This window comes from Streptomyces sp. NPDC099050, from assembly GCF_044759865.1.
Classification (GTDB): Bacteria; Actinomycetota; Actinomycetes; order Streptomycetales; family Streptomycetaceae; genus Streptomyces.
Genome location: NZ_JBIWAE010000008.1, coordinates 215,855 through 241,132, shown reverse-complemented (window position 1 = coordinate 241,132; position 25,278 = coordinate 215,855). Strand labels below are relative to the sequence as shown.

Annotated in this window: 21 protein-coding genes and 2 pseudogenes; 13 read left to right on the top strand and 10 right to left on the bottom strand. The window is 73.3% G+C overall.

Annotated elements, in window-relative coordinates; genetic code table 11:
• Positions 1–107 precede the first annotated feature (107 nt).
• Together ACIQV3_RS16460 and ACIQV3_RS16455 are read left to right on the top strand one after the other, a co-directional pair.
• On the top strand, positions 108–1,841 hold the full coding sequence (locus ACIQV3_RS16460; RefSeq protein ID WP_403713074.1) for an ABC transporter ATP-binding protein: 1,734 nt from the start codon (positions 108–110) through the stop codon (positions 1,839–1,841).
• Positions 1,838–3,763, top strand: coding sequence for an ABC transporter ATP-binding protein (locus ACIQV3_RS16455; RefSeq protein ID WP_403713073.1), 1,926 nt, complete (start codon positions 1,838–1,840; stop codon positions 3,761–3,763). The genes ACIQV3_RS16460 and ACIQV3_RS16455 overlap by 4 nt, the downstream gene beginning before the upstream one ends.
• Before the next feature lie 82 nt (positions 3,764–3,845).
• Here the strand turns inward: ACIQV3_RS16455 and ACIQV3_RS16450 are convergent, their stop codons facing one another.
• Positions 3,846–4,961: an RNA polymerase sigma factor gene (locus ACIQV3_RS16450; protein ID WP_403713071.1), complete on the bottom strand. Its 1,116-nt coding sequence runs from the start codon at positions 4,959–4,961 to the stop codon at positions 3,846–3,848.
• Positions 4,962–5,136: 175 nt separating this feature from the next.
• Between ACIQV3_RS16450 and ACIQV3_RS16445 the strand changes: the two genes are divergently transcribed.
• Both ACIQV3_RS16445 and ACIQV3_RS16440 read left to right on the top strand, forming a co-directional pair.
• Complete coding sequence (locus ACIQV3_RS16445; protein WP_403713070.1) at positions 5,137–5,718, top strand: hypothetical protein; 582 nt, start codon at positions 5,137–5,139, stop codon at positions 5,716–5,718.
• Positions 5,715–6,710 (top strand): nucleotidyl transferase AbiEii/AbiGii toxin family protein, encoded by a 996-nt coding sequence (locus ACIQV3_RS16440; RefSeq protein ID WP_403713069.1) that lies wholly within the window; start codon positions 5,715–5,717, stop codon positions 6,708–6,710. The genes ACIQV3_RS16445 and ACIQV3_RS16440 overlap by 4 nt, the downstream gene beginning before the upstream one ends.
• On the opposite strand, the gene ACIQV3_RS16435 is transcribed toward ACIQV3_RS16440, so the two are convergent.
• The 3 genes from ACIQV3_RS16435 to ACIQV3_RS16425 all read right to left on the bottom strand — a co-directional run bounded on the left by ACIQV3_RS16435 (position 6,707) and on the right by ACIQV3_RS16425 (position 10,529).
• Complete coding sequence (locus ACIQV3_RS16435; RefSeq protein WP_403713068.1) at positions 6,707–8,911, bottom strand: molybdopterin oxidoreductase family protein; 2,205 nt, start codon at positions 8,909–8,911, stop codon at positions 6,707–6,709. The two genes, ACIQV3_RS16440 and ACIQV3_RS16435, sit on opposite strands and share 4 nt — an antisense overlap.
• A 163-nt stretch (positions 8,912–9,074) precedes the next feature.
• Positions 9,075–9,845, bottom strand: coding sequence for a glucose 1-dehydrogenase (locus ACIQV3_RS16430; protein ID WP_403713067.1), 771 nt, complete (start codon positions 9,843–9,845; stop codon positions 9,075–9,077).
• Between the two features lie 66 nt (positions 9,846–9,911).
• Complete coding sequence (locus tag ACIQV3_RS16425; protein ID WP_403713158.1) at positions 9,912–10,529, bottom strand: vancomycin high temperature exclusion protein; 618 nt, start codon at positions 10,527–10,529, stop codon at positions 9,912–9,914.
• 469 nt (positions 10,530–10,998) lie between these two features.
• On the opposite strand from ACIQV3_RS16425, the pseudogene ACIQV3_RS16420 reads away from it, so the two are divergent.
• The 4 genes and pseudogenes from ACIQV3_RS16420 (at position 10,999) to dnaG (ending at position 16,649) form a co-directional block, all read left to right on the top strand.
• A pseudogene (locus tag ACIQV3_RS16420) lies at positions 10,999–11,900 on the top strand (sirohydrochlorin chelatase).
• A gap of 76 nt (positions 11,901–11,976) precedes the next feature.
• On the top strand, positions 11,977–13,320 hold the full coding sequence (locus tag ACIQV3_RS16415) for a deoxyguanosinetriphosphate triphosphohydrolase (protein WP_403713066.1): 1,344 nt from the start codon (positions 11,977–11,979) through the stop codon (positions 13,318–13,320).
• A gap of 93 nt (positions 13,321–13,413) precedes the next feature.
• Complete coding sequence (locus tag ACIQV3_RS16410) at positions 13,414–14,688, top strand: NAD(P)/FAD-dependent oxidoreductase (RefSeq protein WP_403713065.1); 1,275 nt, start codon at positions 13,414–13,416, stop codon at positions 14,686–14,688.
• Positions 14,689–14,723: 35 nt separating this feature from the next.
• A complete protein-coding gene (gene dnaG / locus ACIQV3_RS16405) occupies positions 14,724–16,649 on the top strand; it encodes a DNA primase (RefSeq protein WP_403713064.1) in 1,926 nt (641 codons plus the stop codon).
• On the opposite strand, the gene ACIQV3_RS16400 is transcribed toward dnaG, so the two are convergent.
• Entirely contained in the window at positions 16,646–17,098 is a 453-nt protein-coding gene (locus tag ACIQV3_RS16400) for a gamma-glutamylcyclotransferase family protein (RefSeq protein WP_403713157.1), read from the bottom strand. The two genes, dnaG and ACIQV3_RS16400, sit on opposite strands and share 4 nt — an antisense overlap.
• A 385-nt stretch (positions 17,099–17,483) precedes the next feature.
• Between ACIQV3_RS16400 and ACIQV3_RS16395 the strand changes: the two genes are divergently transcribed.
• The 4 genes from ACIQV3_RS16395 (at position 17,484) to ACIQV3_RS16380 (ending at position 20,391) form a co-directional block, all read left to right on the top strand.
• Positions 17,484–18,218 carry a hypothetical protein gene (locus tag ACIQV3_RS16395; protein WP_403713063.1) on the top strand — a complete coding sequence of 245 codons (735 nt, stop codon included), beginning with the start codon at positions 17,484–17,486 and terminating at the stop codon, positions 18,216–18,218.
• On the top strand, positions 18,215–18,790 hold the full coding sequence (locus ACIQV3_RS16390; RefSeq protein ID WP_403713062.1) for a sensor histidine kinase: 576 nt from the start codon (positions 18,215–18,217) through the stop codon (positions 18,788–18,790). The genes ACIQV3_RS16395 and ACIQV3_RS16390 overlap by 4 nt, the downstream gene beginning before the upstream one ends.
• A 253-nt stretch (positions 18,791–19,043) precedes the next feature.
• Positions 19,044–19,622: a hypothetical protein gene (locus tag ACIQV3_RS16385; protein WP_403713061.1), complete on the top strand. Its 579-nt coding sequence runs from the start codon at positions 19,044–19,046 to the stop codon at positions 19,620–19,622.
• Positions 19,623–19,758: 136 nt separating this feature from the next.
• Positions 19,759–20,391 carry a class F sortase gene (locus ACIQV3_RS16380; protein ID WP_403713060.1) on the top strand — a complete coding sequence of 211 codons (633 nt, stop codon included), beginning with the start codon at positions 19,759–19,761 and terminating at the stop codon, positions 20,389–20,391.
• Here the strand turns inward: ACIQV3_RS16380 and ACIQV3_RS16375 are convergent.
• On the bottom strand, positions 20,388–21,026 hold the full coding sequence (locus tag ACIQV3_RS16375; protein WP_403713059.1) for a helix-turn-helix domain-containing protein: 639 nt from the start codon (positions 21,024–21,026) through the stop codon (positions 20,388–20,390). The two genes, ACIQV3_RS16380 and ACIQV3_RS16375, sit on opposite strands and share 4 nt — an antisense overlap.
• A gap of 115 nt (positions 21,027–21,141) precedes the next feature.
• On the opposite strand from ACIQV3_RS16375, the gene ACIQV3_RS16370 reads away from it, so the two are divergent.
• Positions 21,142–22,542, top strand: a complete 1,401-nt coding sequence (locus ACIQV3_RS16370; RefSeq protein ID WP_403713058.1) for an MFS transporter — start codon at positions 21,142–21,144, stop codon at positions 22,540–22,542.
• Positions 22,543–22,547: 5 nt separating this feature from the next.
• Here the strand turns inward: ACIQV3_RS16370 and ACIQV3_RS16365 are convergent, their stop codons facing one another.
• The 4 genes and pseudogenes from ACIQV3_RS16365 to ACIQV3_RS16350 all read right to left on the bottom strand — a co-directional run.
• A complete protein-coding gene (locus ACIQV3_RS16365) occupies positions 22,548–23,057 on the bottom strand; it encodes a hypothetical protein (RefSeq protein ID WP_403713057.1) in 510 nt (169 codons plus the stop codon).
• Entirely contained in the window at positions 23,054–24,058 is a 1,005-nt protein-coding gene (locus ACIQV3_RS16360) for a class I SAM-dependent methyltransferase (RefSeq protein WP_403713056.1), read from the bottom strand. The genes ACIQV3_RS16365 and ACIQV3_RS16360 overlap by 4 nt, the downstream gene beginning before the upstream one ends.
• Positions 24,059–24,109: 51 nt before the next feature.
• A complete protein-coding gene (locus tag ACIQV3_RS16355; RefSeq protein WP_403713055.1) occupies positions 24,110–24,886 on the bottom strand; it encodes a sulfite exporter TauE/SafE family protein in 777 nt (258 codons plus the stop codon).
• 36 nt (positions 24,887–24,922) lie between these two features.
• Positions 24,923–25,278 (bottom strand): annotated as a pseudogene (locus ACIQV3_RS16350) (hypothetical protein); the annotation flags it as partial.

Sequence of the window (25,278 nt, the reverse complement as noted above, 5' to 3'; positions counted from 1 at the left end):
CCCGGCCTACTCCTTTTGACCGGGCTTTACGAAAAGCGGTGGGTTCCGGCCTCCGGTTGGCAGAAGATGGAGTGAACCCCCTCGATCATGCCGACCGGAGCCTGCGCGTGCTCATACGACTTCTGCGGACCCATCTGGGCCCGTACCGGAAACCGATCGCCGTGCTGGTCCTGCTGCAGCTGCTGCAGACCAGCGCGAGCCTCTACCTGCCCACGCTGAACGCCGACATCATTGACAACGGTGTCGTCAACGGCGACACCGGCTACATCCTGCGCTTCGGCGCCCTGATGCTCGGCGTCTCGCTGGTCCAGCTCGTCTGCAACGTCGGCGCCGTCTACTACGGGGCCCGCACCGCCGCGGCCTTCGGCCGGGACCTCCGGGCCGGCGTCTTCGACCGCGTGCAGAGCTTCTCCGCGCGTGAGCTCGGCCACTTCGGCGCCCCGTCGCTGATCACCCGTACGACGAACGACGTGCAGCAGATCCAGATGCTCGTGCTGATGACCTTCACCCTGATGGTCTCCGCGCCGATCATGTGCGTCGGCGGCATCTTCATGGCGCTCTCGCTCGACGTGAAGCTCTCGGGCGTCCTGCTGGCCGTGGTCCCGATCCTCGGTCTGTCGGTCGGCGCGATCGTGCTGAAGACCCGGCCGCTGTTCCGTCAGATGCAGACGCGTCTGGACACGGTCAACCGGGTCCTGCGCGAGCAGATCACCGGCAACCGGGTGATCCGCGCCTTCATCCGCGACGACTACGAGAAGGAGCGCTTCCGCGAGGCCAACGCCGACCTCACCGGCGTCTCGCTGGCGGCCGGCAAGCTGCTGGCGCTGATGTTCCCGACCGTGATCGTGGTCGTGAACATCTCCAGCGTCGCCGTCGTCTGGTTCGGCGCGATGCGCATCGACTCGGGCGACATGGAGATCGGCCAGCTGACGGCCTTCCTCGCCTACCTGATGCAGATCGTCATGTCCGTGATGATGGCCACCTTCATGTTCATGATGGTGCCGCGCGCCGAGGTCTGCGCCGAGCGCGTCCAGGAGGTCCTGGACACCGAATCCAGCGTGATCCCGCCCACCGACCCGGTCCGGGGGCTGCTCCACCACGGCCGTCTGGAACTGCGCGGCGCCGACTTCCGCTACCCGGGCGCCGAGGCCCCCGTGCTGCGCGGGGTCGACCTCGTGGCCCGGGCCGGCGAGACCACCGCGGTGATCGGCTCGACCGGCAGCGGCAAGTCCACGCTGCTGGGGCTGATCCCCCGGCTGTTCGACGCGACCGGCGGCGACGTGCTCGTCGACGGCGAGGACGTACGGCGCCTCGACCCGGACCTGCTCGCCAGGACGGTCGGCATGGTGCCGCAGAAGCCGTACCTCTTCTCCGGGACCGTCGCCAGCAACCTGCGCTACGGGCGCCCCGACGCCACCGACGAGGAGCTGTGGCACGCGCTGGAGGTCGCGCAGGCCAAGGGCTTCGTGTCCGAGTTGGAGGGCGGGCTCGACGCGCCGATCACCCAGGGCGGCACCAACGTCTCCGGCGGCCAGCGCCAGCGGCTCGCGATCGCGCGCACGCTCGTACAGCGCCCGGAGATCTACCTGTTCGACGACTCCTTCTCGGCCCTGGACTACGCCACGGACGCGGCGCTGCGCTCCGCGCTCGCCCGCGAGACCGAGGAGGCCACCGTGGTCATCGTCGCCCAGCGGGTCTCCACGATCCGCGACGCGGACCGGATCATCGTCCTCGACGAGGGGCAGGTGGTGGGCGAGGGGCGCCACCACGAGCTGATGGCCGGCAATGAGACCTACCGGGAGATCGTGCTCTCCCAGCTGACGGAAGCGGAGGCGGCGTGAGCGGGCCCGGAGGACGGATGATGATGGGACCGCCGACGACGCGGTCCATGGACTTCAAGGGCTCGGGCAAGCGGCTGCTGAGCGCGCTGGCGCGCGACCGGGCCAAGCTGTGGGGCATGATCCTCGCGGTCGTCGGCAGCGTCGCCGCGTCGGTGACCGGGCCGAAGATCCTCGGCGAGGCCACCGACCTCGTCTTCGCGGGGATCGTCGGCCGGGGCATGAAGGAGGGCCAGACCAAGCAGCAGGCGCTGGACGCCCTGCGCGCCAAGGGCGAGGGCGGGATGGCGGACATGCTGTCCGGCACCGACTTCACCCCGGGCAAGGGCATCGACTTCGGCGCGGTCGGGACGGTGGCGCTGTGGGCGCTGGCCGTCTTCACGGTCGCCGGCCTGCTGATGCTGGTCGCCACCCGGCTGTCGAACCGCATCATGAACGCCGCCGTCTACCGGATGCGCGAGGAGCTCCAGGCGAAGCTGTCGCGGCTGCCGCTGTCGTACTTCGACCAGCAGAAGCGCGGCGAGGTGCTCAGCCGGGCCACGAACGACATCGACAACATCGGGCAGACGATCCAGCAGACGATGGGTCAGCTGCTCAACTCGCTCCTGACGATCGTCGGCGTGCTGGCGATGATGTTCTGGATCTCTCCGGTGCTGGCGCTGGTCGCGCTGGTGACCATCCCGGTGTCCGCGTACGTCGCCGCGAAGATCGGCAAGAGGTCGCAGCCGCAGTTCGTGGCGCAGTGGAAGTCCACGGGCGCCCTGAACGCGCACGTCGAGGAAATGTACTCGGGCCACACGCTGGTCAAGGTCTTCGGCCGGCAGAAGGAGTCCGCGGCCCTGTTCGCCGAGCAGAACGAGGCGCTGTACCGGGCCTCCTTCAAGGCGCAGCTGGTCAGCGGGATCATGCAGCCGGTGATGCTGTTCATCTCGAACATCAACTACGTGCTCGTCGCGGTCGTCGGCGGTCTGAAGGTCGCCTCCGGCACCCTGTCGATCGGTGACGTGCAGGCCTTCATCCAGTACTCGCGGCAGTTCTCGATGCCGCTGACGCAGGTCGCCTCCATGGCCAACCTGGTGCAGTCCGGCGTCGCCTCAGCGGAGCGGGTCTACGAGCTGCTGGACGCGCCGGAGCAGGAGGCGGACGCGGAGGTTCCGGAGCGTCCGGAGAACCTGCGCGGGCAGGTCACCTTCGACAAGGTCGCCTTCCGCTACGAGCCGGACAAGCCGCTGATCGAGAACCTCTCGCTGAGCGTCGACCCCGGGCAGACGGTCGCGATCGTCGGCCCGACCGGCGCCGGCAAGACCACACTGGTCAACCTGCTGATGCGGTTCTACGAGGTCACGGGCGGGGAGATCGCCCTCGACGGGGTGGACATCGCGAAGATGACCCGCGAGGAACTGCGCAGCGGCATCGGCATGGTGCTCCAGGACACCTGGCTGTTCGGCGGCACCATCGCCGAGAACATCGCCTACGGGGCCACCCGCGAGGTCACCCGCGCCGAGGTCGAGGAGGCCGCGCGGGCGGCCCACGCCGACCGGTTCGTCCGCACCCTGCGCGAGGGCTACGACACGGTGCTGGACGACGAGGGCGCCGGCGTCAGCGCGGGCGAGAAGCAGCTGATCACCATCGCGCGGGCGTTCCTGTCCGACCCGGTGATCCTGGTGCTCGACGAGGCGACGAGCTCGGTGGACACCCGCACCGAGGTGCTGATCCAGAAGGCGATGGCCCGCCTCGCGCACGGCCGTACGTCCTTCGTGATCGCGCACCGGCTGTCCACGATCCGCGACGCCGACCTGATCCTGGTGATGGAGAGCGGCTCGATCGTGGAACAGGGCACGCACGAGGCGCTGCTGCTCTCGGGCGGCGCGTACGCGCGGCTGTACGCGGCGCAGTTCGCGCAGGCGGTGGCCGAGGTCGACTAGCGCGGCCGGTACGACCGTACGGGAGGGGCGCCCATCCGGGCGCCCATCCGGGCGCCCCCTTTCCGTCGGCACGGGACGCGCATCAGTCCAGATAGCCGCGCAGCTGGTCCGCGAAGGCGTGGTCGCGGAGCTTGTTGAGCGTCTTGGACTCGATCTGCCGGATCCGCTCCCGGGTCACCCCGAAGATCCGCCCGATCTCCTCCAGGGTGCGCGGGCGCCCGTCGGCCAGTCCGTAGCGGAGCTGGACGACTTTGCGCTCCCGCTCGCCGAGGGTCGAGAGCACCGCTTCCAGGTGCTCGCGGAGCAGGAAGAAGGCGGCCGATTCGACAGGTGAGGCGGCGTCCCCGTCCTCGATGAGGTCACCGAGCGCCACATCGTCCTCCTCGCCCACGGGTGCGTGCAGCGAGATCGGCTCCTGTGCGAGGCGCAGCACTTCCAGCACCCGCTCGGGGGTCAGCTCCAGGTGGACGGCGACCTCCTCGGCGGTGGGTTCGTACCCCCGCTCCTGGAGCATCCGGCGCTGGACGCGCACGACGCGGTTGATCAGTTCGACGACGTGGACGGGGACCCGGATGGTGCGGGCCTGGTCGGCCAGCGCCCGGGACATGGCCTGGCGGATCCACCAGGTGGCGTAGGTGGAGAACTTGTAGCCGCGGGCGTAGTCGAACTTCTCGACGGCGCGGATCAGTCCGAGGTTCCCCTCCTGGACCAGGTCGAGCATGGTGAGTCCGCGGCCGACGTAGCGCTTGGCGACGGAGACGACGAGCCGCAGGTTCGACTCGATGAGGCGGCGTTTGGCCATGCGGCCCATGACGACGAGCTTGTCCAGGTCGAGCGTGAGCTGCAGGTCGAGCGGGGTTCCGCCGCCGAGCTTCTCCTCCGCGAACAGTCCCGCTTCCACGCGCCGCGCGAGGTCCACCTCCTCGACGGCGGTGAGCAGCGGGATCCTGCCTATCTCGCGCAGGTACTGCCGGAAGAGGTCGGCGGACGGTCCCGCTCCGCCGGAGCCCTCCGCCGGACGCTTGCGCGGCGTGGGCACCTTCTCCAGCAGCTCCGGGCCCTCCAACTCCTGCGCCTCTTCGGCCTCTTCGGCCTCCTCCTCGTGCATGGCGTCGGCCTCGGCCTCGGGCTCGGGCTCTTCGGCCGCGGGCACTTCGGCGGGCGGGCTGACGGTGACGGTGAGGCTCTGGGTCTGCACGGGGGCGACCTCCACAGGGCTCCGAGGACGGGTGCACCGCACCTCAGTGTGGGGTACGACACATCGCTGCCACGAGGGGCGTGCGACCACTTTCTGGGTCCGGTGCGTGACCCATCGTTACCCCCGGACCAGAACCCCGATGCGGATCGGACGCATGTCCGAGAGGATCGTGGTCATGTCTGTGTACGAAACCCACGTCACCGTGCGCTGCGCCGGTCCGGCGGAGCTGGCCCGGCTCGAATCATGGGCGGCGGAGCGGGAGTTGAAGGTCACGCACATCGTGCTGGCCCGGGGCCGGATGACCTCGCAGCCGATGCTGACGCTGCCCGACCGGGACGGACACGAGGCGCTGGTGCCCCGGCTGCGCGCGGCCGGCTTCGACCCGGTCCGGGTCAAGGTGGAGACGGTCCCGTGGACCGCGGAGCTCCCGGGGCCGGGCGGCGGGTACTTCGAGCATCACCTGAAGCTGCGGCTCCCGGCGGACTGGGACCGGACCGCTCTGGAGGCCCTGGTCGTCCCGCACGCGGCGCACGTCTCCTGGAACGCGCACCGGGTCCTGCCGGGGGCCGGGCAGGAACGTTTCGTGACCCAGCGGTGGTGGGGCACGGCGGCCGAGGCGGGTGCGGCGTGCGATGTGCTGGTCGCCGCGCTGGCGGGGGCCGGGTACGAAATCCGCTCGGAGGAGAGGGAGTTCGTCCTGTACGACAGTGACCTGTCGGTGGACGACGGGTGGATCCAGGAGGGGGACGCGCGATGAGCGACCAGGAGTGGAAGCCGTCGATTCCGGGCGGTCCGGACGATCCCGCGGAGCCTGCGGCGGAGCAGCGGCGGCGGAGGGACGAGCGGCCCCGGACCCTGCGGACGGGCGACCGGGGCGATCCGACCGCGGTGGCCTTCGATCCCGCCCTCAAGCACTTCTCCGAGGCGTACCGGCCGCTGGATCCGGTGGTCTCGGAGCCGGCGGCACGCACGGCCTGGCGGTCGGCCCGGCGGGCTGCGATGGACGTGGCGTTGCGCGCGGTCGGGGCCTCGGGCGACGCCGATTCGCTGGTGCTGCGCGGCAGCAGGCTGATGTCCCAGTGGTTCGGGGAGATCGCGCGGGAGCCGCACGACCTGGACTTCGTCGTGGTCCCCGCGGACTGGATGATCGAGGAGGACCGCACCGGGCGCATGCTGGACGCGATCGCGGCCGGGGCCGAGCGGCTGGCCCCGTACGGCGGCCTGGTGATGCCGGCGGCGGACGCGGTCTCCGAGTACATCTGGACGTACGAACGCGTTCCGGGCCGCAGGCTGGTCCTCCCCTGGTCCGCACCGGGGATGCGGGGCGGCCAGGTCCAGCTCGACTTCGTCTTCAACGAGCCCCTGCCGGTCGCGCCCGAGCCCGTGGTGGTGGCGGGGGTCCCGCTCCTGGGGGTCACACCGGAGCTGTCCCTCGCCTGGAAGCTGGTGTGGCTGGCCGGGGACATGTACCCGCAGGGCAAGGACCTCTACGACGCGGTCCTGCTGGCGGAGAGCCGCACCCTGCCGTACCCGCTGCTGGCGGAGGTGTTCCAGCTCTCCGGCGAATTCGAGACCGGGGGCGTGCAACAACCGCCGAACCCGGAGGTCTTCGAGGGGTTCGCGCAGACGGACTGGGCCACTTTCGAGAAGGAGTACCCGGGGATCCCCGGCTCCGCCGAGTCCTACGCGAACCGCCTGCTGAAGGCCCTGGAGCCCACCTTCGCCGGGGCTCCGGAAGGGCCGGCCTAGGCCGGTTCCACCCGGACCGCGCAAACCTTGAACTCCGGCATCCGGGACACCGGGTCGAGCGCCGGGTTGGTCAGGGTGTTGGCGCGGCCCTCGCCCGGCCAGTGGAAGGGCATGAAGACGGTGTCCGCCCGGATGGTGTCCGTGATGCGGGCCGGGGCGACCGCGCGGCCCCGGCGGGAGGTGACCGCGAGGGGGGCTCCGTCGACCGCTCCGATGCGGGCCGCGAGGCGGGGGTGGAGTTCCACGAAGGGGCCGGGGGCGGCTTCGTTGAGCTCGTCCACCCGGCGGGTCTGCGCGCCCGACTGGTACTGGGCGACGACCCGGCCGGTGGTGAGGAGCAGCGGGTACTCGGAGTCCGGGACCTCGGCGGCGTCGCGGTGGGAGACGGGCACGAAGCGGGCCCGGCCGTCCTCGGTGGCGAAGCGGTCCAGGAAGAGGCGGGGGGTGCCGGGGTGGGGCTCGGCGGCTGAAGCGAGCTCGGCGGCGGGGGTGGGCTCGGCTCGGGAGACGGGCTCCGTGCCGGAGGCGGGCTCGGTGCCGGAGGCGGGCTCCGCCGGGGGACCGGGCTCGGCGGCTGAGGTGGGATCCGCCGGGCACGGCCAGAAGACGCCCTGCTCCGCTTCGATGCGGGCGTACGTGATGCCCGAGTAGTCCGCCGGGCCGCCCGCCGAGGCGCGGCGCAGTTCCTCGAAGACCTGCTCGGGGTCGGTCGGGAAGGCCTTCGGCATACCCAGGCGGGTGGCCAGGCCGTGCAGGACTTCCAGGTCGGAGCGGACCCCCGGCGGCGGGGTGAGGGCCCGGCGGCGGAGCAGGACGCGGCCCTCCAGGTTGGTGGTGGTGCCGGTCTCCTCCGCCCACTGGGTGACCGGGAGGACCACGTCGGCCAGGGCCGCCGTCTCGGACAGGACCACGTCCGCCACGGCCAGGAAGTCCAGGGAGCGGATGCGTTCCTCGATGTGGCCGGCGCGGGGGGCCGAGACCACCGGGTTGGAGCCCATCAGGAGGAGGGCCTTGACGTCGGAGCCCAGCGCGTCGAGGAGTTCGTACGCGCTGCGGCCCGGGCCGGGGAGGGTGTCGGGGTCGATGCCCCAGACCCCGGCGACGTGGGCCCGCGCCGCCGGGTCGGTCAGCTTGCGGTAGCCGGGGAGCTGGTCGGCCTTCTGGCCGTGCTCGCGGCCGCCCTGGCCGTTGCCCTGGCCGGTGAGACAGCCGTAGCCGGAGAGCGGGCGGCCGGCCCGGCCGGTGGCGAGGCAGAGGTTGATCCAGGCCCCGACGGTGTCGGTGCCCTTGGACTGCTGCTCGGGGCCGCGCGCGGTGAGCACCATCGCGGAGTCGGGGGCGCAGAACATCGCCACCGCCTCGCGGAGTTTGGGGACGGGCACGCCGGTGATGCGCTCCACCAGCTCCGGCCAGTGCGCCATCGCGGCCGCGCGGGCCTCCTCCCAGCCGCTGGTGCGCCCGGCGATGAACTCCTCGTCGGTGTGCCCGCCCGCCACCACCAGGTGCAGCAGGCCGAGCGCCAGCGCCAGGTCCGTGCCGGGGCGCGGGGCCAGGTGCAGGTCGGCCTGTTCGGCGGTGCGCGTGCGGCGCGGGTCCACCACGATCAACGTGCCGCCGTTCTCGCGGAGTTCCCGGAAGAAGCGGAGCGCGGGCGGCATGGTGTCGGCCGGGTTGGAACCGACGAGGATGACGCAGCCGGTCCGGGGGATGTCCTCCAGCGGGAAGGGCAGCCCCCGGTCGAGCCCGAAGGCCCGCTGGTGCGCGGCGGCGGCCGAGGACATGCAGAACCGGCCGTTGTAGTCGATCTGCGAGGTCCCCAGCGCGATGCGGGCGAACTTCCCGAGGGCGTACGCCTTCTCGTTGGTCAGCCCGCCACCGCCGAACACCCCGACCGCGTCGGCCCCGTACGACCGCCGCGTGCGGGCGAGGCCCTCGGCGACGGCGTCCAGGGCCTCCTCCCAGGTGGCCGGCTCCAGCCGCCCGGCGTGGGTGCGGACGAGCGGCTCGGTGAGGCGCACCCGGGAGGAGAGCACGGCGGGGGCGGTGCGGCCCTTGCCGCACAGCGCGCCCCGGTTCACGGGGAAGTCGGCACGCTCCTCCACCGTCACGCCCGCGCCGCCCGGCTCGGGGCGCAGGTTCATCCCGCACTGCAGCGCGCAGTACGGGCAGTGCGTGGCGGTGACGGATTCCGAGGTGTGCATGGAGCCCAGCGTGCGTCGGCGGTGTTACACGGGCCGCCGCATCCCGTTACATCCCCGCGTGCTCCACCTCAGCGGGCCCCGGCGGCTCCGGTGAGGCCCGGCGCATCGGGGGGGCACTCGAATATCCGCTCTCCGCCGGGACGCCGGGACGCCGGGGCCGGGATCACTGCCCCGTCAGGTACTTCACCGTGAGGCCGGCCGTCCAGCCGCCGTCGACCGCGAGCTCGGCGCCGGTCATGTAGCCCGCGGCGTCCGAGAGGAGGAAGGCGACGGCGGCGGCGATCTCCTCGGGGAGGCCGACGCGGCCGAGGGGGGCGCCGGGGTAGTTGCCCTCGCCCGCCTGGATGCCGACCGGGGCCGTCATCGGGGTGAGCGTCATGCCGGGGTGGACGGAGTTGACGCGGATCCGGGACTCCGCGAGCTCGACCGCGCCGATCTTCGACAGTCCGCGCACGCCCCACTTGGAGGCTCCGTAGCCGGCGGTCAGGGCGAGGCCGGTGAGGCCGGCGGCGGAGGAGATGTTGACGATGGAGCCGCCGCCGTTCTCCCGCATCAGCGGGATCGCGGCCTTGATGCCGATGAAGACGCCGACCAGGTTGATCTCGACGACCTTGCGGAAGTGCTCGACGCTCTCGTGCTCCAGGAACTGGCCGGTGGCGATGCCCGCGTTGTTGACCAGTCCGTCGATGCGGCCGAATTCGGCGAGGGCGAAGGCGAGGGCCGCGTCCCAGTCGGATTCGCTGGTCACGTCGTGCCGCAGGAAGCGCGCCGCCTCGCCGAGTTTGGCCGCCGTTTCGGCGCCCTCGGCCTCCAGGACGTCGGTGATCAGCACCTTGCCGCCGCCGTCCACGACGGCCTGCGCGGCCGCCGCGCCGAGGCCGCGGGCCCCACCGGTGACGACGACGACCTTGCCGCTCAGATCCACAACAGTCACGGTTCCACACCCCTGACGCACGAGACAGATCGGTATATGACTAATCGGCATATGCCGATCGCGGCGTCAGTCTGCCAGAGAGGCCAGGGCGCGCGACACCCCCTCTTCCTTCGGCCCCAGGAACCGCGGCTCCGGCTTGAGCACGGCGTCCACTGCCGCCTTGCCCGCCGCGAAGACCTCGCGCGCGCCGCCGTAGTACCAGGTCGCGTCGTGCACGTCGTCCACCCCGACCCCGTACGAGTCCACCCCCGCGGCCCGGCACAGCGCGACCGCGCGACGGATGTGGAAGCCCTGGCTGATCAGCACCGCCCGGTGGACCCCGAAGACCTCCTTGGCCCGGACGCAGGAGTCCCACGAGTCGAAGCCGGCGTAGTCGCTGACAATCCGGCCGTCCGGCACCCCGTGTTCCGTCAGGTACGTGCGCATCGCGTCCGGCTCGTCGTACTCGGTGCGGCTGTTGTCGCCGGTGACCAGGACGACCTTGACCCTGCCCGCGCGGTAGAGCTCGACGGCGGCGTCCAGCCGGTCGCGGAGGTACGGGGTCGGGCGGCCGTTCCACAGCAGCCCGGCGCCGAACACCATCGCCACCTCGGCGGCGGGCGCGTCGGCGGTGGTCCGCAGCCGGGGCCCGGCGGACGCGTGCGTCCAGGCCGAGGGCAGCAGCGCGAGCACGCAGCCCGCCATCACCAGCCGCACGGCCCGCCGCCGGGCCCGCACGGTCCGGGGCACGGCGATCCGTACGGTCCGGGGCGCGGCGATCCGTACGGCCTTCAGCCGCTCCCACGCCGCCGCGGGCAAACCTCGTAGTACTGCGCGCCTCAAGGCGATCCCCCTGTTGGTCCTGCGGTCGGTTCCGCTGCTCGCGGTCCTGTCGTCTACGGACGCGTGTACGGTCCCCGCGGTTTCCCGGCCGTCCCCGCGCGGCGGCCGGCCGATGCGTGACACAGCGAAGCACGGCGCGACCCCACCCCCGCCGTCCGCCCCCCTGTGAGCAGGTCGCAAACACCCGTCACGCCCGCGCAACGCACCGGCAACCTGGCGCGCGCAGGATCGGTTCATGACGGAGCCGGCGCATCCTTCCGAGTCCCTGCCCCAGCCCCTCACCCTCCCCCCGCACCTCCCCCCGCCTTCCCTTCCCTCGCACCTCCCCCCGCTGTCCCTCCCCCCGCACCAGCCCCCGTCGTCCCTCCCACCGCTTCCGCCCGCGACCACGGCGGAGCTGCTGACCCGGATCACCGCCCAGCTCGGTACGCAGCTCAGCGGTCTGCGTCCCCGACACCACGCAGGAGTCCTCCCATGCAGCAGCCCGCCCTCGTCGCCGTGGCCCACGGCAGCCGCGATCCGCGCGCCCTCCACACCGTTCAAGCCCTGCTCGAACGGGTCCGCGAGCTCCGCCCCCGCCTCGATGTCCGGCTCGGTCACATCGAGCTGAACCATCCGCTGCTGGACCACACCCTCGAACGGGCCTCCGGCGACGCCGTCCTGGTGCCGCTGCTGCTCGGCCGCGGCACCCACGTCAAGCGGGACCTGCCGGCCGCCGCCGCCCGCGCCGGGCGCCTGCGGACCCGGGTCGCCTCCCCGCTGGGCCCGCATCCGCTGCTCGTCGAGGCCCTGTACGAGCGGCTCGTGGAGGCCGGCTGGAGCGCCGGGTCGGCGGTGGTGCTGGCCGCCGCCGGGTCCCGCGACCCCGACTCCGCCGCCGATGTGCGGGCCACCGCCGGCCTGCTCTCGGAACGCCTCGGCGGGGTGCCCGTGGTGGCCGCCTACGCCTCGGGCACCGCGCCCTCGGTGCCCGCCGCCGTACGGGCCCTGGCCGCGCGGGGCCTCCACCGGGTCGCGGTCGCCTCCTACTTCACCGCCCCGGGCCGCTTCGCCGCCGCGAGCGCCGCCGCCGCCCCGGGCCCGGCCGCCGCCCCGCTGGGCGACCATCCGGCGCTGGCCCGGCTGGTGCTCCAGCGCTACGACGAAGCCGCCGCCGCGCTCGCAGGGCCCGTAGGACGGGAGTACCCGCGGGAGCAGCCGCGGGAGCAGCCGCTCGAACTGGCCACCGCGTAAAGGCAGGGTTGGTTCCCAATCGTTTGAATTGCTCCTCTTGACTCGTCTTGTCGGCGCCTGCGGTTACCGTTCAGGCATGGAAGGCATGGAAGGCACCACCGCACCTGTCCGACCCGGCCCCGATCTGCCCGGCGAGCCGTACGATCCCGCCGATACCGAGCGCTGGGCCACCGAGCCCGACAAACGGCCCGGGCGGACCGCCTTCCAGCGCGACCGCGCCCGCGTGCTGCACTCCGCCGCCCTGCGCCGGCTCGCCGGGAAGACGCAGGTGGTGACCCCGGGGACGCGTTCGTACGACTGGGACGCCAGCCCCCGTACGCGCCTGACGCACTCCCTCGAATGCGCCCAGGTCGGGCGCGAGCTCGGCGCGGCCCTCGGCTGCGATCCCGATCTGGTCGAAGCCGCCTGTCTGTCGCACGACATGGGGCACCCGCCCTTCGGCCACAACGGCGAGGAAGCGCTCAACGAGTTCGCCAAGGACTGCGGCGGCTTCGAGGGCAACGCCCAGTCGCTGCGCCTGCTGACCCGGCTGGAGCCCAAGCGGTTCGTCCCCGACCCGGCGAGCGGCGAGCTGGTCAGCGTCGGGCTCAACCTCACCCGGGCCTGCCTGGACGCCGCCACCAAGTACCCCTGGGCGCGCGGGGACCACCCCACCGATCCGGGCTCGGTGAAGTTCGGCGCCTACGAGGACGACCTGCCGGTCTTCGAGTGGCTGCGCCGCGGCGCGCCCGCGGACCGCAAGTGCTTCGAGGCACAGGTCATGGACTGGTCGGACGACGTGGCGTACTCCGTCCACGACTTCGAGGACGGCCTGCACGCCGGCCACCTCGACCCGAACCTGCTCTTCTCCGAGCCCGAGCGCGCCGAGATCTGGCGGGTGGCCATCGGCCGGTACGTGCCCGCCGACACCGAACCGGAGGAACTGCGCGAGGCGCTGGACCGTTTGATGGAACAGGAGTGGTGGCCGCACGGGTACGACGGTTCGGCCGTGGCCCAGGCCCGGCTGAAGGACGCCACCAGCCAGCTGATCGGCCGTTTCTGCCTGGCCGCCGAGGGCGCCACCCGGCAGACGTACGGAACCGGCCGGCTGACCCGGTACGCGGCAGAGCTGGTGGTGCCGCGCGAGGCCCGCAACGAGTGCGCGGTGCTGAAGGCGGTCGCCGACCTGTACGTCATGCAGCGTGACGAGCAGGAGCGGATCCGAGCCGATCAGCGCATCGTCCTGGCCGAACTGGCGGAGGCCGTCAGCGCCCGCGCGCCCGAGGGTCTGGACCCCCAGTTCCGCGCGATCTTCGACGCGGCCCCGGACGACCGGGCCAGGAAGCGGGCGGTCGTGGACCAGCTCGCGGCCCTCACGGACGCCTCCGCCCGCTCCCTGCACGCCCGCCTCACCCAGCGCGCGCGACGCGCCGAAGGGTGAGCCGATCGGGCCACTCCCCCTTCACGCGGCAGGCTCGTTGCGGGACGCTCGCATGTGGTCGCATGTGGCGCAGAGGTTATGAGGAGGCATCAGGTGGTCGACGCACACCGGACGTTCGTCATCGTGGGCGCAGGGCTCGCCGGGGCTAAGGCGGCCGAAACGCTGAGGTCGGAGGGGTTCACGGGGCGGGTGATCCTCATCGGCGACGAGCGCGAGCATCCCTACGAGCGGCCGCCGCTCTCCAAGGGGTACCTGGCGGGCAAGGAGGAGCGCGAGAGCGTCTTCGTGCACGAGGCGTCCTGGTACGCGGCCTCCGACATCGAGCTGCACCTCGGCCAGCCCGCGGTCCACCTCGACCGGGAGGCCAAGAAGGTGGTCCTCGGCGACGGCACGGCGCTGCCCTACGACAAGCTGCTGCTCGCCACCGGCGCCGAACCGCGCCGGCTCGACATCCCGGGCACCGAGCTGGTCGGGGTGCACCACCTGCGCCGGCTCTCGCACGCGGAGCGGCTGCGCAAGGCCCTGGCCGGGCTGGGCCGGGACAACGGGCACCTGCTGATCGCGGGCGCCGGCTGGATCGGTCTGGAGGTCGCGGCGGCGGCCCGCGGGTACGGGGCCGAGGTCACCGTGATCGAGCCCGCGCCGACCCCGCTGCACGCGGTGCTCGGTCCGGAGGTCGGCCGGCTCTTCGCCGACCTGCACACCGAGCACGGGGTCCGCTTCCACTTCGGCTCCCATCTGACGGAGATCGTCGGGCACGACGGCATGGTGCTGGCGGCCCGTACGGACGATGGGGAGGAGCACCCGGCGCACGCGGTGCTCGCGGCGATCGGGGCCGCCCCGCGGACCGCGCTGGCGGAGACCTCGGGCCTGGCCCTGGTGGACCGGGAGCACGGGGGCGGGATCGCCGTGGACGCCTCGCTGCGCACCTCCGACCCGGACGTGTTCGCGGTCGGGGACGTGGCGGCCGCGCACCACCCGGTGCTGGGGACCCGGCTGCGGGTGGAGCACTGGGCGAACGCGCTGAACGGCGGGCCGGCCGCCGCGCGGGCGATGCTCGGGCAGGAGGTCTCGTACGACCGGGTTCCGTACTTCTTCTCCGACCAGTACGACGTGGGGCTGGAGTACTCGGGGTACGCCCCGGCGGGCGGCTACGACCAGGTGCTGATCCGCGGGGACGCGGGCAAGCGGGAGTTCATCGCCTTCTGGCTCTCGGACGGCCGGGTGCTGGCCGGGATGAACGTGAACGTGTGGGACGTCGCCGAGGACATCCAGGCCCTGATCAGGTCGAAGGCGCCCGTGGACCGGGAGAAGCTGGCCGATCCGTCGATTCCGCTTTCGGCGCTGGTTCCGGCGGAGGGTGCCTGACGGGATCGTCTCCGCACGCCCGTAGACTTGCGCCTGTGGCGGGACGGATCAACGACGACGACGTGAAGGCGGTACGGGACGCGGTCCCGATCGACGCCGTGGTCTCGGAGTACCTCCAGCTGCGCAACGCGGGCGGCGGCAACCTCAAGGGCCTCTGCCCCTTCCACGACGAGAAGTCCCCGTCCTTCCAGGTCAGCCCCAGCAAGGGCTTCTACCACTGCTTCGGCTGCCAGGCGGGCGGGGACACCCTCGACTTCGTCATGAAGATCGACCACCTCTCCTTCTCGGAGGCGGTGGAACGGCTCGCCGGCCTGGCCGGCATCACCCTGCGGTACGAAGAGGGCGGCTACACCGCCGGCAGCAGCGGGCGCGGCGAGCGGATCCGGCTGGTCGAGGCGAACAAGGCCGCGGCCGAGTTCTACACGGACCAGCTCGGCAGCGCCGAGGCGGAGATCGGCCGCAAGTTCCTGGCCGAGCGCGGCTTCGACCAGGCCGCCGCCCAGCACTTCAGCGTCGGCTACAGCCCGGCCGGCTGGGACCACCTGACGCGCTTCCTGCGCGGCAAGGGCTTCAGCGACAAGGAACTGATCACCTCGGGCCTGTCCCAGGACAGCCGCAGCGGGAAGCCCATCGACCGCTTCCGCGGCCGGCTGATGTGGCCCATCCGCGACATCAGCGGCGAGGTCGTCGGCTTCGGCGCGCGCAAGCTGCGCGACGACGACAACGGCCCCAAGTACCTCAACACCCCCGAGACGGCGATCTACAAGAAGTCCCAGGTGCTGTACGGCATCGACCTGGCCAAGAAGGAGATCGCCAAGACCTCCCGGGCCGTCGTGGTCGAGGGCTACACCGACGTCATGGCCTGTCACATGGCCGGGGTCACCACCGCGATCGCCACCTGCGGCACCGCCTTCGGCGGCGACCACATCAAGATCCTGCGCCGGCTGCTCATGGACAACGCGACCGCCGAGGTGATCTTCACCTTCGACGGGGACGCGGCCGGGCAGAAGGCCGCGCTGCGCGCCTTCGAGGACGACCAGAAGTTCGCCGCGGAGACCTCCATCACCATCGCCCCGGGCGGCATGGACCCCTGCGACCTGCGCCTGGCCAAGGGCGACGCGGCCGTGGCGGGGCTGGTCGAGGCCCGCACCCCGCTGTTCGAGTTCGCACTGAAGCACATCGTGGCCCGGCACAACCTGGAGAACCCGGCGGGGCGGGCGGCCGCGCTGGAGGAAGCCGCCCCGATCATCAAGAAGATCAAGAACGTCGCGATCCAGCACGAGTCGGCGGTCCAGCTGGCGGGCATGCTCGGCATGCGCGACGAGCAGTTCGTGGTCAAGCGGATCGCCCAGCTCGACCGCTGGGCCCGGGAGCGCGGCAACCAGCCCCAGCAGCAGCGCCGGGGGCAGTCCTCCGGCGGCCCGGGTCGCTCCGGCCACTCGTACGAGGACATCCCGGCGCCGTCGGCAACTCCCACGGGGCCCGCGCTGAACCTGCGCAGCCCCGCGCACATCACCGAGCGCGAGCTGCTCAAGCTGGCGCTCCAGCGCCCGGCCCTGGTCTCCCCCGCCTTCGACGCGTACGGGATGGACGAGTTCACCGCCCCGCCCTACGCGGCCGTCCGCCAGGCCATCCTGGACGCCGGCGGAGCTTCGCTCGGCACCGAGGACTACGTGACCCGGGTCCGGGACGCCGCGCCGAACGACACCGTCCGCGCGCTGGTCACCGAACTCATCGTGGAGGCGATCCGCGCGAAGACCGTGGACGAGGTCTACGCCGGGGTCCAGCTGGTCCAGGTCAGGCTCCGCGCGGTGGACCGCCGGGTGCGCGAGATCCAGGGCACGATGGCCCGCCTCGGTCACCAGGGGTCGCCCGAGCAGCTGGCGGCCGTCCAGGAGGAGCTGTGGGTCCTCCAGCAGTACGAGCAGCGCCTGCGCAACCGCGGCGCGGAAGGCCTTTAGGGCCTGTCGGCATCCCCGTGGCGGCGCAGCCAGTCGCCGCCCGGGATGGGCGTGCCGGAGCGGGCCAGGCGGTGGGCCAGGGGCGGGGCGGCCAGGTAGACCCAGGCGCGGACCGGGGTGCCGTCGGGGCGCAGGGCCTCGCGGGCGGTGCGGTCGTAGATGTTCGCGGGGTGTCCGGGGCCCGCGTACTCCTCCAGCAGGTCGAGCGCCACGAGGAGTTCCGCGTACGCGCCCGGGGCCGGGGTGATCAGCTCCCCGGCTATGGCGGAGCCGGGGCGGTCCACGGCGTACGGGTATCCGGGACCCTCGTACAGGGCCGCGCCGGGGAGGCGGGCGGGCTCCTCGGCGGCGGTGCGGCCGCGGAGGAAGAGGTCGTGGTTGACCTCTCCGGGGCGGAGGGTGCCGTAGACGAAGAACGGGAGCTCCTGCTGCTGCGGCGGCGGAAGGATCCCTTGGGGAAGCGTCCATTGGGGAAGCGCGCCCTGGGGAAGCGCGCCCCGGGAAACCGCGCCCTGGGAAACCGCGCCCCGCGGAAGCGTCTCTTGGGGATGCGTCCCCTGCGGAAGCACCCCGCGCGGAATCGTTCCTTCGGCGTGGCCTTCCGGCCGATCGGCCGATGTCATGCGGGCCTCCCTCGATTCAGACTGAGCTGCTGACCGGACTCCCCGGCCGCGGGGCGGGTCGAACGTCCCGACCTCGGCCGCGGAAGCCCGCGTACGCACCGCTGTCACCCGCCCGCCCGGTCGCCCGCCCGGTCCCCGTGACCGACGCCGCCTCCCGTCAGTCTGCCTCGCCCCGGCCCGCCCTCCCCCACCACCCGACGGTTCCGCCTTCATGAATCGACCGCCCTTCCGACACCTCGCCGCCGCCGCCCTGCTCTGCATCGGCCTCGGCGGCTGCGGCGCGCCCGGGGGACTCGGTCGCGGCGAGGCCGCACCGCCGGTTTCCTCCCAGCCGGGACCGAAGCCGCTCTGGCCCTCGTGGACCGAGTCGCCCAGCTCCCGCGGTACGGCGGTGTCCGGCCGGGTGCCGCCGCCACGGCCGCTCGACGGCGCTCCGGCCGTGGGGCCGGAGGGGATCGGGAAGGTCGACGTGATGGCGGTGGTCCGCGCGGACAAGGCGATGAAGCGCTTCAGCGCCGGCGGGACGATCGGGGGCCCGGGCAAGGCCGGGATCCGGCCGGCCCGGTACGCGGACCTGACGGGCAACGGAGAACCCGAGCTGATCGTGGCCGCCGACACCGAGACCGGGCGCTCGGTCCTGAGCGTCTACACCGCGGCCGCCGGGAAGATCGTCCCGATCCTGTACACCAGCGGCCGGCGGATGACCGTCGACACCCTCGGCACCGACCTGCTGGTGCGCACCAACGACGACGACGGGTCCGCGCACGACATCCGCTACCACTGGGACGGCCAGCGGTTGAGCGTCCTCAGCGACGAGCACAAGTTCGGCAACGCCATCTCCGGCCCGGGCTCCGGATTCAGATCCGGCCCCGCATCCGCCGCGTGCCCGACCCCGATGCCGTCCCCCTCCGGATCCCCCGCCCCCACGAACCCGGCGGCCAGGTGAAACGCTCCCTGCTCCGCTGCCGCCGCCTCGTGCACTCCCTCGGGCTGCGCTGGAAGATCGCCGTCCTGCTCGCCGTCGGCTGCTCGCTCGTCGCGCTCAGTCTGACGGAGGACCTCCTGGAGGTGGCCCGGCTGGACGGGGACCGGGAGGTGGCCCAGCTGGACGTGCACCTCCTGGGGCCGCTGGTGGAGGCGGTCACCCGGCGTTCGGGGGTGGACGCGCAGGTCCTGGGCGGCGCCGACGGCGGGACCCGCGTCCGCACCGACGTCCGGAGGCTGGAGCGGATCCTGACGAACCTGCTGATCAACGCCCGCAAGCACGGCGGGGACCCGATCACGGTGACGGTGGCCGCGAACACGGTCACCGTCCGGGACCACGGCCCGGGCTTCCCGCAGACGCTGCTGCGGGACGGCCCGCAGCGGTTCCTGACGGGCGCGACCGAACGCGGCCAGGGCACGGGCCTCGGCCTGACCATCGCCCTGGGCCAGGCCCAGGTCATCGGCGCCCGCATCACCCTCGCCAACACCGCCCCCACCGGAGCTTCAGCCACCCTCACCCTTCCCCCGGCGTAGGACGCCCCATCCGGATCTCGCAGGGCCCGGGGCGGGGAGAGGCCCCGCGCGGCGGCGGCGCGCACCCGCCCCCGGCGGGGCCACCGTCACCCGGACGGGGTGGCGCCCTACGGATACCCCTACACCACACCCCACCTGCGAGAACGCCCCGCGACCCCACCCCCCGGGGCGGATCTGACATCACATCAGCAGGCGCGGCCCCCGGCACCGGGGTTACCTCGGAGACACGACCCCGTGTCCACAGGAGACCCCCATGCGTCGACGCACCTCCCACGTGCTCACCGCCACCGCGCTGACCGCCGTCGCGTTCGCCGGCCCGGTGGCCGGCGCGGTCGCCGCCGCGAACCTGGGCATGCCGGGCTTCGAAAAGACGGGCTTCGACATGACGGGCTTCGCGGCCGGGGACTTCGCCCCGCTGGAGGTCTGGCCCACGTCCGCCGCCCCCGGCACCACCGTCACGGTGAACACGAAGGCCTGCGGCCCGGGCAGTCACGCCGAGGGCGATGCCACCACCGTCGGAGGCGGCCGCTTCAAGCTGGCCCCGGGCACCCACAAGGAGGTGGTCGTGGGACAGTTCCAGGTCGCCCGCGGAACCCACCCCGGCACCCACGCGATCGGCGCCACCTGCGCGAACGGCAAGTTCGCCACCGGCGACCTGATCGTCACCGAGCACGACCGCGCCCCCCAGGGCCACGTGCGCACCGGGGTGGGCGGTGGCACGACCACCACCACCGACCCCGTCAAGATCGCGGCGGGAGCGGCAGTGCTGGCCGCGACCGCCGTCGGCGGTACCTGGTTCCTGCGTCGCCGGGCGAGCGGCACGCGGAACTGACGGACGCCCACCGCGGCTCCGGCCGCGGTCCGACCGGTACCGTCCCCCGTCGCCCGCCCCGCGAGGTCCCCCCCGTTCGCGGGGCCGGGCGACGGCCAGTCACCACGTCACCACGTCACCAAGCCGAGGGGGCCGCATGGAGGCAGAGGCACGCCGCGCCCGCGCCCGCGCCGGCGGGCTCGTCGCGCTCGCCACCTGCATCGGCGTCTGGCTCATCGGCAGCGGCTCCGGCGAGCCCGTCCGGCCTCCGCTGCCCTCCCCCGGTGAGGCGCTGAGCGCCCAGGCCCGGTTCCCCGGCGCCATCGCCGCGCTCCCCGGCTCCCCGCCCACCCGGATCCGGATCCCCTCCATCCGGGTGGACGCCCCGCTCACCGGGCTCGGGCTGCAGGCCGACGGCAGTCTCGAAGTACCGCCGCCCGCCCGCCGGGACCTGGCGGGCTGGTACCGGGAGGGCACCACCCCCGGCGCGACCGGCACCGCCGTCGTCGCCGGGCACGTGGACGACGCCACCGGGCCCGCGGTCTTTTACCACCTCGGCGCGCTGCGCCGGGGCGCCCTGATCGAGATCGCCCGCGCCGACGGACGTACGGCCGTGTTCACCGTCCACGCGGTGGAGGTCTACGACGCCGAGGCCTTCCCCGACTCCCGCGTGTACGGGTCGGCGCCGCGCGCCGAGCTGCGCGTCATCACCTGCGGCGGGGGCTTCTCCCGGCGCACCGGCTACCAGGGCAACGTGGTCGTCTTCGCCCACCTGACGGGCACGTACTAGTCCGCCCCCGCCGTCCCTCCGGTGCGGACCACGGCCTGGTCGCCGTGGGGCCCGAACAGGTGCAGGATCTCCACCACCTCGCCTTCGGCGGGGCCGAACCAGTGCGGTTCACCGGTGTCGAACTCGGCGACCTCGCCGGGGCGCAGGGCGAGGGTCCGCTCTCCGATGACGAGGCGGAGCTCGCCGGCGAGCACGTAGAGCCACTCGTAGCCGACGTGGGTCACCAGTTTCGGCTCCCGGTACGCGAGCACCTGCTTGAAGACCTGGACCCGGCCCGGGTACGTCGTCAGGGGGACCAGGACGCTCCCGTCCCGGCGGCGGGGCTTCAGGTGGACGCGCGGATCGCCGGTGACCGGGGCGGCCACGAGCTGGTCCAGGGGCACGCGGTGGGTCCGCGCGAGCGGGATGAGCAGTTCGAGCGTGGGGCGCCGCTTGCCCGACTCCAGGCGGGAGAGCGTGCTCACGGAGATCCCGGTGGCCTGCGCGAGCACCTCCAGGGTGAGGCCGCGCTCGCGCCGCAGCGCCCGCAGGCGCGGGCCGATGGCGTCCAGGGTCCGCGCGAGTTCGGCGTTCTCGGCGTGCTCTGCATGCTCGGCGCGTTCGGCGCGTTCGGCGCGTTCGGCGTCCCTGTCCATGGGGCCATTTTGCGGTATCGGCAAATTTCCTGGGCCACGGCCGCAGCCCGGTCCGAGCATGGGCCGACATCCGAAGCCGGCAGCCGACAGGCCGTCGCGGACCGAAGGCGGACCCATGACCACGACGATCCCGGCCGGGGCGGCCACGGGGCCCGCCGCCGGCGCACGCCGCCGGTGGACGGTACTGGCCGTCTGCGCGCTGAGCATGTTCCTCATCGGAGTGGACACCACCATCGTCAACGTGGGCCTGCCCGCGATCGGACGGGGCCTGGGGGTGGGCACCCGCGGCCTGGAGTGGGTCGTGGACGCCTACACCCTGGTCCTGGCCAGCCTCCTCATCGCCTCCGGCGCCCTCGCGGACCGCTTCGGACGCCGCCGCGTGTTCCGCTGCGGGCTGGTGGTCTTCGCTCTCGCCTCCCTCGCCTGCGCCCTCGCCCCGTCGCCCGGCCTCCTCGTCGCGGCGCGGGCCGTCCAGGGGGTCGGGGCCTCGATGCTGAGCCCGGTGGCCCTGGCGATCGTGGTCAACGCGATGCCCGACCCTCGGGAGCGGGCCCGGGCCATCGGCATATGGGCCTCGGTCTTCGGACTCAGCATGGCGGCGGGCCCGGTCATCGGCGGGGCCCTCATCGCGGCCTTCGGCTGGCGGTCGGTGTTCTGGATCAACGCCCCGGTGGTCGCCGTAGCGCTCGTCTTGGTCGCCGTGTTCGTGCCGGAGTCCCGCGGACAGTGGGCCCGGCGGCTCGACCTGCCCGGCCAGCTGCTCCTGACGACGGCCCTGTTCGTCTCGGTCGGCGTCCTGATCGAGGGCCCCCGCATCGGCTGGGCCTCCCCCGCGGCACTGGCCTGCTACGTGGCCGCCGCGGCGGCCACGACGGCCTTCGTCCGGGTCGAACTCCGCCGGACCGAGCCCCTGATCGACCTCCGCCTGTTCCGGCGGCCGCCCTTCGCCTCGGCGGTACTGGGCGCGGTGGCGGTGTTCGCCGCGCTGAGCGTGAGCCTGCTCCTCACCACCCTGTACCTGCAGAACGCCCTCGGCTGGACCCCGCTCGCGGCCGGCTCCGCGACCCTGCCCATGGCCCTCGGGGCCACCGTGTGCGCGCCGTGGTCCGGCAGCCTGACCGGGCGGCTCGGGCCCCGGCGTCCGCTCCTCCTCGCGGGCGGATTCACCGCCGCGGGCGGGCTCTGCATGGCGGTCCTGGGACCGGACCCGGGCGTACCGCCGCTCCTGGCGGCCCACCTGCTCATCGGCATCGGGTTCGGCTTCGCCAACGCCCCGCTCACCCACACCGCGGTCAGCGGACTGCCGCCGTCCCGCGCCGGTGTGGCCGGGGCCGTCACCTCCACGGCCCGCCAGGTCGGATCGGCGGTCGGCATCGCCGTGGCGGGAGCGCTGGCCGCGGGCGTCGCCCCGGACCGCCTCGCCCGGGCGTCCCGGCCGGGCTGGCTGCTCGTCACGGCCTGCGGACTGCTCCTCTTCGCGGTGGCCCGGGCCTCCCGCAGGGAGCCGGCGGCCTGATCGCCCTACACCGGGAACGCGTACCAGCGGCGGTGGACGTACGGCTCCACGCACAGGGCCGCGGCGCCCGCCACGGCTCCCACCAGGAGCGAGGTCCAGCCGCCCCCGGCGAGCGCGCCCGCGCAGGCTCCGGCCACGAACAGCGGCCTGGCCAGGGTCAGCGGGCCGAGCCCGAAGGCCATGGCGAGCGTGCCGACCCGGTACGGCAGGGTGAAGTACGAGGCGAGCGAGACCCCGACGGCGAGGGCGTAGGCCCAGATCGGGACGAGGAAGCCGGTCCCGCCGTCGGCGAGGAGCTCGTACGCCCGGTCGGGGTCCTCGGCGAGCAGCAGCACGGCGCCGGCCGTGAGGGCGGGGGCCAGCAGCAGGACGGAGCCGACGGCCAGGCCGCGCAGGGCCGCGCGGACGACGGCACGGTGCTTGCGGATCCGGGCGTCCCGGCCGGCGTAGGCGCGGAAGCCGCTGAAGGCGGCATCGACGAGGCCGAGGACGGCGAGCGGGAGGACCGGGTTCATCGCGCGGCGCCGGACCCGGAGGCGGACCCGGCCCCCGCGCCCGACCGGGAAGCGGCGTCGGGCCGCTGCCGTCCGGCGCGGGTCAGGTGCTCCGCGCCCACGAGCCGGCGGGAGCCGCGGCCGAGGGCCTGGCGCAGCGGGTCCTCCAGGTAGGGGCGGATGCCGATGACCGGGCGCAGGGTGGTGCAGAAGGGGTTGGACAGGCCGCGGGGCTCGTAGAGCAGCGGCCGGATGCCCGGTACGGTCGCGGCGCGCAGCAGGGTTTCGTCCGAGTGGGCGCGCCGGGCGGAGACGACCCCGTCGTGGCGGCCGAGCGGATGGCGCATGCGGGCGCGGTGGAACATCCAGGCGCCCACGGGTGCCAGCCGGGTGGCGGCTATGTCGAAGTGGCAGAAGGCGAGTGCCTGGGAGTCGGCCTGGGCCTCGAAGAACTCCGCGAGCGCGGGGCCGCGGAAATGGTGCAGCACCCCGGTGGAGACGTAGACGGTGGCGACCTTCGGCAGGTCGAAGGCGTTGCCGTGGACGAACCGGCAGTCGAGTCCCTCGGCGCGGGCCAGCCGGTCGGCCTCGGCGACGAGGGCGGCGTCGAGGTCGACGCCGATCAGCTCGACGTTGCTTCCCAGGGCGCCGGTGGACGCCAGCCAGCGGACGAGGTAGCCGAGCCCGGAGCCGATGTCGACCAGGCGGAACCGGCCGTTGCGGCCGGCGATCTCCCGGACCGCCTCGAACAGCGGGTCCAGTACGTGCACCAGCCGTTCCCCGATGCGCAGCTCCTCACTGAGCCGCTGCAGCTCGGTGTGGACGCCGATCATCAGCCGGTCCACGGCGAGCGGGTCGAGAACGTCGTCCGGGCCGGCGGGCAGCCCCGCGACGATCCGGGCGGCGCGCGGATCCCCGGCCTCGTCGAGTCGGCGGACCACGTCACCCCGGCGCACGGGCAGTCGCGCCCCACTGAGCGGATCGGTGACGGTGATCAGGTCGGATATCTCGAGGTGGGGCACGACGGAAACCTTATCCCCCGGGCAGGCCCGTCAGAGGCTGGTCGCAGCAGGTCAGCCCCACTGTTCGAGGCCCAGTTTGACCACCAGGGCTCCGACGACCGTCAGGAGCACTCCGCGGACGAAGCCGCTGCCCTTCTTCAGGGCCATCCGGGCACCGATCATGGCGCCCGCGAGGTTGAACACGGCCATCAGGGCGGCCAGTTGCCACAGGACCATGCCCTGGTAGGCGAACATGGCGAGCGCTCCGGCGTTGGTGCACACGTTGACGATCTTCGCCGTGGCGGAGGCCGTGACCAGGTCGAGGTGGAGCAGGGCCGTCAGCGCCAGGACCAGGAAGGTGCCGGTGCCGGGGCCGATGAGCCCGTCGTAGAAGCCGATGCCGAGGCCGGCCAGGGCGATGGTGAGCAGCACTCGGCCGCGGGTGACGGGGGCGGCTCCGGGAGCGGCGCCGAAGGCGGGCCGGAAGAGGACGAAGGCCGCGACGACCACCAGGACCGCCATGATCAGCGGGCGCAGTGCGTCCTTGCTGATGCCGCCGGCCAGGGCGGCCCCGCCCATCGAGCCGACGAGCGCGGCCAGGCCGATGCGGACGGCGAGCTTCACGTCCACCGAGGTCTTGCGCAGGTAGGAGACGGCCGCGCCCGAGGTGCCGACGATGGCCACGGCCTTGTTGGTTCCGAGCACGGTGGCGGGGTGGGCGTTCGGCAGGCCGAGGAGCAGGGCGGGCAGGAGCAGCAGTCCGCCACCGCCGACGACGGCGTCGATCCAGCCGGCCGCGGCCGCCGCCACGCACAGCACGATGATCATGGTTGTCGATATGTCAGGCACGTCCCGACCTTATGGAGCGGTTGGGTGCAGTGGCCATCAATCCCCGGAAACTTGCGCAAAGGTTGAGCTTCGCCCGGCCGGAGCCCGGTCCGGGGCCACGGGAGCCGACGGGTCCACCGCCACCGTCAGCACGCTCGCGGCCAGCACGCTGGCCAGCCCGAGCCCGGCCGCGAGCCGCCTGGCCGGCGGTACGGAACCCAGCGCGGCCCGCACCGCCCGCGCCGGCGAGCGACGCGGCCTGCGATGCCGGGCCGCGACCGCGGCCGCGGGGAGGAACGGCGCCCCCTCGGGCCGCTCCGGCACCCGAACACCGGGCCCGGGCGCAGCCAAACCCAGCCCGCCCGGCACCCAAGCACCGGGCCCGGGCGCAGCCGAATCCAGCCCGTCCGGCC